This window comes from Mesorhizobium sp. M0296 (genome assembly GCF_040321675.1).
Taxonomy (GTDB): Bacteria; Pseudomonadota; Alphaproteobacteria; order Rhizobiales; family Rhizobiaceae; genus Mesorhizobium.
Map to the genome: position 1 here is coordinate 25,744 of NZ_JAMYRZ010000059.1, position 6,498 is coordinate 32,241.

Below are 6,498 nucleotides of genomic sequence, written 5' to 3' on the forward strand. Positions count from 1 at the left end.
TGCCAGCCCGTTGCGGCTCCGAAATCGCAATCGCTTCGGTTCGGCGCGCACCTCATCGCGATCGCCACGCCGATCGTTGCTGCTTCGCTCGTTGACGTTCCAGCGCGCGACGCTGCTGCCGGCTCATGCCTTCAAACGCGGGATCGGGAGGGAAGCTGCTTGCGTGGATGGGCGTTGTCTTCAATTCAAGGGGCTTTTGCAGGACTTCGAAATTCTCGCGGTCCACGCCCAAGTCTTCGATCAATTCCGGTGTCCACTCTTGCTGCGGATAGGCAACGAGATCCTCCGAGTCGCCCGTATCGGAGATCGCCATCACAGCGATTCCAACGCAGAGTGTCAGATCACGGTCGTCGTGCAAAGCAGCGAGGCAGTATGTCTGCAGCATAGTTGCTCTGACACGGCGATAATCTTCCTGCGCCATTGTGTCGGCGCCGGCGAGAACAAGAAAGACATAGGCGACTTTTTCACCCGTGGACCGATCACGTGTCATGGCGATGCGGGCAAGCCGTCCCATCTTCTGCGCTTCGAGTGCTTCCCGCGCACCGATGATCGCCTCAGCGAGCACGCGGCGCTGCACACGGTCTTCTCTCGCCATAATGCGCAGCGCTCGTTCCGCGAGTTCGACGGTGGGATCGGTATCTAAGATTCGGAATTGGGTGTCGTTCAGGACCCCGTGGGTGAAAAGGCCTATCAGCCGGTCCCACTCATACGAGATACGGTTCGCCGTCCATCGCCGTTGATATTCCGGGGAGCGGACCAGATAGGCGTATTCGCCCTGCACAAATGCAATTGCCGTGTCAGCATCTGCGTTGGTACCCTTCACATCCGAAATCATAGGGAACCGATGCTCCCCATTCGGCTCCATCATCAACAGATAGTTGGCCACCAGCTCTGCTTCGCTCGGTGAAAGCGACAACTTTCCCGATCGAATGAGACCTGCACGCGCGTTGAGGTATTTCGTGAAGTCGGTAATCGTGTCGAATTCCGACATGACGACATCAAGGGTTGCCATGTTGAACACATGGACGAAGGGACCATCGGGATCGACGTCGCCAATGCAGAAAGGCCGATGATGCGGCAGGGTGAAGTTAACATGGTCCTTCCCGCGAAGGTGCGGCATGATCATGAATGTCCCGTCCGGGTCATCGAAGTAGGATGAAGCGGCCTGCTCTCCGCCGGAGGCGACGCAGATGCCATGGACGCGCCTTTGCCCGATAGGCGGCAACTTCAGCGGGATGGGTTGTTCGCATTTGCCATCCGCGAATATCGCTTGCGGATTCTTTTTCAGCCAAAGATCCGCCTTGCGGATTTGCTCGGCGGATTCCCCGATCGCTCGGCTGTACCAGCGTTTCCATGCGAGTTCAAAAGGGGCATCCGGCCACGCGACATGCTTGTCGCTAAACAGCAGCACATCGTCACCGCAGACCACAAGAAGGTCACATAGCTCCTTGCCTGCCTTCTTGAACACGTTGGGCCAGGACCAGAGGTCGAGAAACGTATCATCGGCCAGCTTGGCTAGATGCTGCTCGGTGGGCGTGAGGCCTAGGGCTTTCTTTATCGGCGGAATGGCGGTTACCTGGAGCGGTTGCTGAAACAGTTGGTACTATTATCTACCGTCGATAGCTTCTGTGGAATCCGCAAAGGGATTAGTGGCAACAATCTTCTAAGTGACTTTGGTACGAACTTGGTCGATCTCTTCGTCACACAACCTGTAATCCTGGTTTTTCTGCAAGGCTTTTTGTGCATCGGAATAGGCTTTGGCAGTGGCTTATGGAACGCTCGGTGGATTGCCGCCAGCTTCCGGACGTGCGGCAGCGCGGCTACGCTCTCGTTGTAAATGAAAGCATGAAGGGCATCACATCAGTCGGGATGCTTATCGGCGACCCGTCGGCGGAAACGCGCTCTGCTATCAGCATGTCGTTCTCTCTGCATGTCTCGCCCAACATCGATATCAAATCCTCGCCAACGTCGTGCGATCGGGCACTGAAAGCATAATTAGAAATCTTAGGTCGAATTAGAAGTTCCGGCACCATCGGCGAGATGCGGCAGCACTCTGCGGCGTTATGCGGCCGACCCCCTGAGCCGGTATCGGCAATGGTGGCTTTGACGCTGTTGAGCGCTTAGTGTCAGGAACTGGAAAGTGAACTGGTAGGCGTTCAAATTGCAGCTATTCACGCCACCGCATACGAAAGCGGATGGTCCTCCCGGCCCGCGTCAGCAAGAAGCCCTGATCGTTTCTTCCTTGGCCAAGGTTGGCCGAGGAGAATGACGGTGGTTTTTCACGATATGTTCTGGCAGCCAGAGGTCGGCCGGCATGGAACGCGGGTCGGCGGGTTGGAGCTAAGCGAGCCCTGAAGCCCCGGCAGATTGGGCGATCCGTTTCTTCCTCGATCGCGGAGGACATACGCGGGATCGGGCGCTTTTTGACCTCGCGATAGACAGCAAGTTGCGAGAATGTGACCTGGTGAAGATCAAAATTGGTTTGCTTGTGGCGGGTCCGGAAATAGGGGCCCGCTCTATGGTGGTCCAGCAGAAGAACGGCAGGCCGGTCCAGTTCGAGATCACTTCCGATGCGCGAGCAAGTCGGCTGGTTCCGGATTAGCAGCATGCAAAATCGGCAATATCCAGTCGGGATAAGCGGCCTTAGAATGCGACCTCCGGTTGACGAGTGCTGTGCGATAAATGACAATCCCGCAATCGCTGAAGTATTGCGGCGTCTGGCGGTCTGATTGACTGTCCAGAACACGTTCTACGGATAAGCACTGTTCTTTTGTCGGGGGCATAGCGTTGCACGATCTTTTTGCCAAGGATGCGGAGATCACGCTTCCTGAACTGGTGAGCCATACTGGCAAGATCGAAGGCAGTATTTTAAGGCGGCTTTCCCACCCTGAGCAGCGGTTGAAGGTCAAGTGGTCGTTGTTGCCGAAAGGTACAGGGTTCCGTTGCTCGAGTCCGGACTTCCTCCCGTTTGCGGTCTTAGATCGCACGACCACGTCGCTGCTAGACCAACAGGCGGTGCTCAAGGTCGACGACGCCTCGACGATTCATGCAGCGGCGACAGGCGGCAAGTGGATATTGCCCAAGCCGACACCCATAGACGATCTGACGCCCGCGCAAGTCGCCGACACCGGCCGGAGAATTGCGTCTTGGCAGGACGCTTTCGATCTCCGCGTCGAACGCTACGACGGCACCCGGCTGGTACGTCCCGGAATGCGGATTCCCCAAGTCGGCGCGGTTCGTGCGGTCCTTGCGCACTGGAGCGTGAGCAAGAGCGCCGTCACTGTTGTGCTGCCGACTGGGACCGGTAAGACCGAGACTATGTTGGCGCTGCTGGTGATGGCCGCTATCCCGCGCCTCTTCGTGATCGTGCCCACGGACCAGCTACGCTCTCAGGTCGCCGGCAAATTCCTGGGGCTGGGCAAGCTGAAGGAGACGGGGTGCCTCGCTCCGGGGGCATTGCTACCCACCGTCGTTGCCTTGACCCGCGCTCCCAAGACGCTCGAGGGCATGAACCGCCTGTTGGGCAGTGCGCAGGTGGTCGTCGCAACCATGAGCGTCGTCGCCGAACTGTCCGAGGACATGCAGGCGGCGGTTTCGGAATGGGCGTCGCATCTCTTCGTCGACGAAGCCCACCATATCGGCGCCAAGACGTGGCGCGTCTTTAAACAGCGGTTCGACCAGAGACCCGTCTTGCAGTTCACCGCCACCCCCTATCGCAATGATGGCAAACGCGTCGACGGCAAGCATATCTACAGCTATCCCCTCCGCCAGGCGCAGCTCGATGGTTTGTTCAAGCCGATGAACTATATCCCGGTGATGGGACTGGACCGCGCCGACGCAGACGACCTCATTATTGGGCAAGTACTGGCGAAACTGCGCGAGGATCGCGCGAAAAACCGGCCCCATCTGGCAATGGCGAGGGTGGAGACCATCGAGGACGCCAAGGCATTGCATGCGAAGTATGTCGCCAGGGCCGGCGAAGAGTTCAACCCGCAACTCACCCACAGCAGGATGGGTGCGGGTGCTCGGTGGGAAGCCCTGAGGAAGCTGCGTTCCGGCGAGGCGTCCATCATTGTTTGCGTCAACATGCTCGGTGAGGGTTTCGATTTACCAGAGCTCAAGATCGCGGCACTGCACGACAAGCACAAAAGCGAGGCGATCACCCTGCAATTCGTGGGCCGTTTCACTCGCACGCGCACCGACCTAGGCGACGCAACAGTGATCGCAAATATCGCGATGGATGACGTGAACGAGAGGTTGAAGGCGCTCTACGCTGAGGATGCAGACTGGAACCACCTTCTGAACGTGGTGGGCTTTAGGAAAACCTTCGATGCCAAGCGCCGCGAGGACATCATCACCGGTCTGCTAGCCCCGCCGGAAAGCTTCCATGTCGAGAACCTGCAGCCGCGCATGAGCACGATCGTCTACCGGACGACGTGTGGGGAGTGGGATACGTCCGACATCGAGAACGCGATCGGTCCGCGCGCGACCATAGCGGACGGCCCCAGCATTAATCCCGACGAGCGGCTGCTGATACTTGTGACACGGGACGAGGAGGCGTTGCCGTGGACGAGTATCAAATTCCCTAGAAACGTACAGTACAACCTGATCATGGCTCACTGGGATGAAGAGCAGAACCTGCTCTTCATCAACACCTCTAGGAAGAAGGACCTCCATCAGCCCTTAGCGCGGGCCCTTGCTGGTCCGGATGTCCAGCGGATGGGCGGCGAGACTATCTTCCGTGTGCTCAGCGGCTTCGACCGGCTGATGTTGAGCAATCTGGGACTGAGCGAGGCTCAGCGCAAGCCTGTCCGTTACTCAATGTTCATGGGCGTCGATATTGCCGACCAGCTCAATGCCTATGCCGGCAATAGGACCAAGACGCTCAATAACCTCTTCGGCCAGGGCTTTGTAGACGAGGAGAGGGTCGACGAGGACGGTCTGATACAAGGGTCGATCCGCGCAAGATCGAGCATGGGGTGTTCGATCAAGGGAAAGATCTGGTCGCAGTCCACTACAAACAATCCCGCGGAATGGATGCGCTGGTGCCAACAGCTGGGCGCCAAGCTCCTCGACGAGCATATCACCACCGAACATATCTTGCGCAACCTGATCAAGGCTGTCGCCTTGGACACGCTGCCAGGGAACAAGACCCCGCTGGCGGTGGATTGGCCCGAAGACCTGCTGTTCGAGAACGAGGATAAGGTATTGCTCCTGGCAAGCGAGCAGGTCGTGCCTTTCCATGAATGCGCCGTCGAACTGGAAAGCTTCTCTTCCGATGATGGCGTGAAGTTCAGGGTGGTCAGCGATACGTTCACCACCGCGTACACCTTTACCATCGAACGGGGCATCGCCCGCTATACACGGCGGACCGGACCCGACCTTGGGTTGCGGATCGGCAAGAGGGAGCGTCCTCTCCTTGACATGTTCGCGGAGAGCCCGCCGCACGTCTATCTCGCCGATGGCGACATGCTGGCGGGTGCATCCCTGTTCATTGTGCCCAAGCGGGAAGACGTGCTGCCTTTCGATCTAGACAGGATTACCTCCGACAGTTGGCCCGGCGTCAACATTCGCAAGGAATCCCAAGGGCCGACAAAACGGGCGGACTCGATTCAGCGGAGGGTTATCAATTCCCTCGTCGATGGAGGAGGCTGGGATATCGTGTTCGACGATGACGGGGCCGGCGAGGTCGCGGACGTCGTGGCTATGAGACTGGAGGATGGCCGGCTCAAGGTCCATGTATTCCATTGCAAGTATTCTTCGGGGCCGGTCCCCGGAGCCCGTGTCGAAGACCTCTACGATATATGCGGCCAAGCGCAAAAATCCATCCGGTGGGCCGAGCATCTCGGAGACATGCTGAAAAGACTCCATCGCAGGGAGGCCGATCGTCTCAAGGCCGGAAAGGCGAGCCGATACGAACTCGGAGGTCAGGCGATGCTGATAGCCTGGATAAACAAGTGGCGGCAGCTGCGTCCGGATTTTCACGATCACCCTTGTCCAGCCGGGGTACTCGAAGCGTCAGACGGAAAGCGAACACCTGGAGCTGCTAGCCGCCACGCAGGCATATCTCATGGACACCTACCGAATAGCGATGCTCGCTTGGTTCAACGAGTAGCGACTGACCGGGAAGGCTATGGGTTAATGCTCCGATCTCACACCGACCACCTCACCCTTGCCTTGTGGAAAGGCAGCTATCCCATCCTTACATCTGGGAGCAGACAGTCCGCTCACGGCCCAATTTTTGACATTCAGTCAGACGGTCCCGCAATGCGCCGACGACAATTCTTTCTCTGAGATGCCTCAGTTGGCTCCACTTTGCATTCTGTTAGAGCTTCGTCGAAGAACATTCCTACCGCTAACCCAAAGGTTATCGTGGAATTTTGCTAGCCACTTTCTTTGACAAGTGGCTTGGCTGTCGATGCCGGCTCAATACTCCCCAGAAGTGCCGTTTGAATCTTCCCCAGTTTTAGCGCTGCCGCCGGTCTTCCGGAGCGCGCT

The 6,498-nt window shown here is 58.0% G+C and carries 3 protein-coding genes and 1 pseudogene; 3 read left to right on the top strand and 1 reads right to left on the bottom strand.

Translation table 11 applies throughout. The annotated features are described in order from the left end of the window. Nucleotides 1–52: 52 nt before the first annotated feature. Nucleotides 53–1,468 (bottom strand): hypothetical protein, encoded by a 1,416-nt coding sequence (locus tag NKI97_RS32685; protein WP_352838363.1) that lies wholly within the window; start codon nucleotides 1,466–1,468, stop codon nucleotides 53–55. Nucleotides 1,469–1,770: 302 nt separating this feature from the next. Here NKI97_RS32685 and NKI97_RS32690 point away from each other — a divergent pair, with 302 nt between their 5' ends. From NKI97_RS32690 to NKI97_RS32700, 3 genes and pseudogenes are all read left to right on the top strand, one after another. Next, complete coding sequence (locus NKI97_RS32690; protein WP_352838364.1) at nucleotides 1,771–1,995, top strand: IclR family transcriptional regulator domain-containing protein; 225 nt, start codon at nucleotides 1,771–1,773, stop codon at nucleotides 1,993–1,995. 296 nt (nucleotides 1,996–2,291) lie between these two features. Next, a pseudogene (locus NKI97_RS32695) lies at nucleotides 2,292–2,590 on the top strand (site-specific integrase); the annotation flags it as partial. Nucleotides 2,591–2,787: 197 nt separating this feature from the next. Then, nucleotides 2,788–6,294: a DEAD/DEAH box helicase gene (locus NKI97_RS32700; protein WP_352838365.1), complete on the top strand. Its 3,507-nt coding sequence runs from the start codon at nucleotides 2,788–2,790 to the stop codon at nucleotides 6,292–6,294. Nucleotides 6,295–6,498: the final 204 nt, after the last annotated feature.

What these genes read in the sequence shown, in the direction of transcription:
- NKI97_RS32690 (WP_352838364.1), top strand. Translation starts at nt 1,771, where the DNA reads ATGGAACGCTCGGTGGATTGCCGCCAGCTTCCGGACGTGCGGCAGCGC.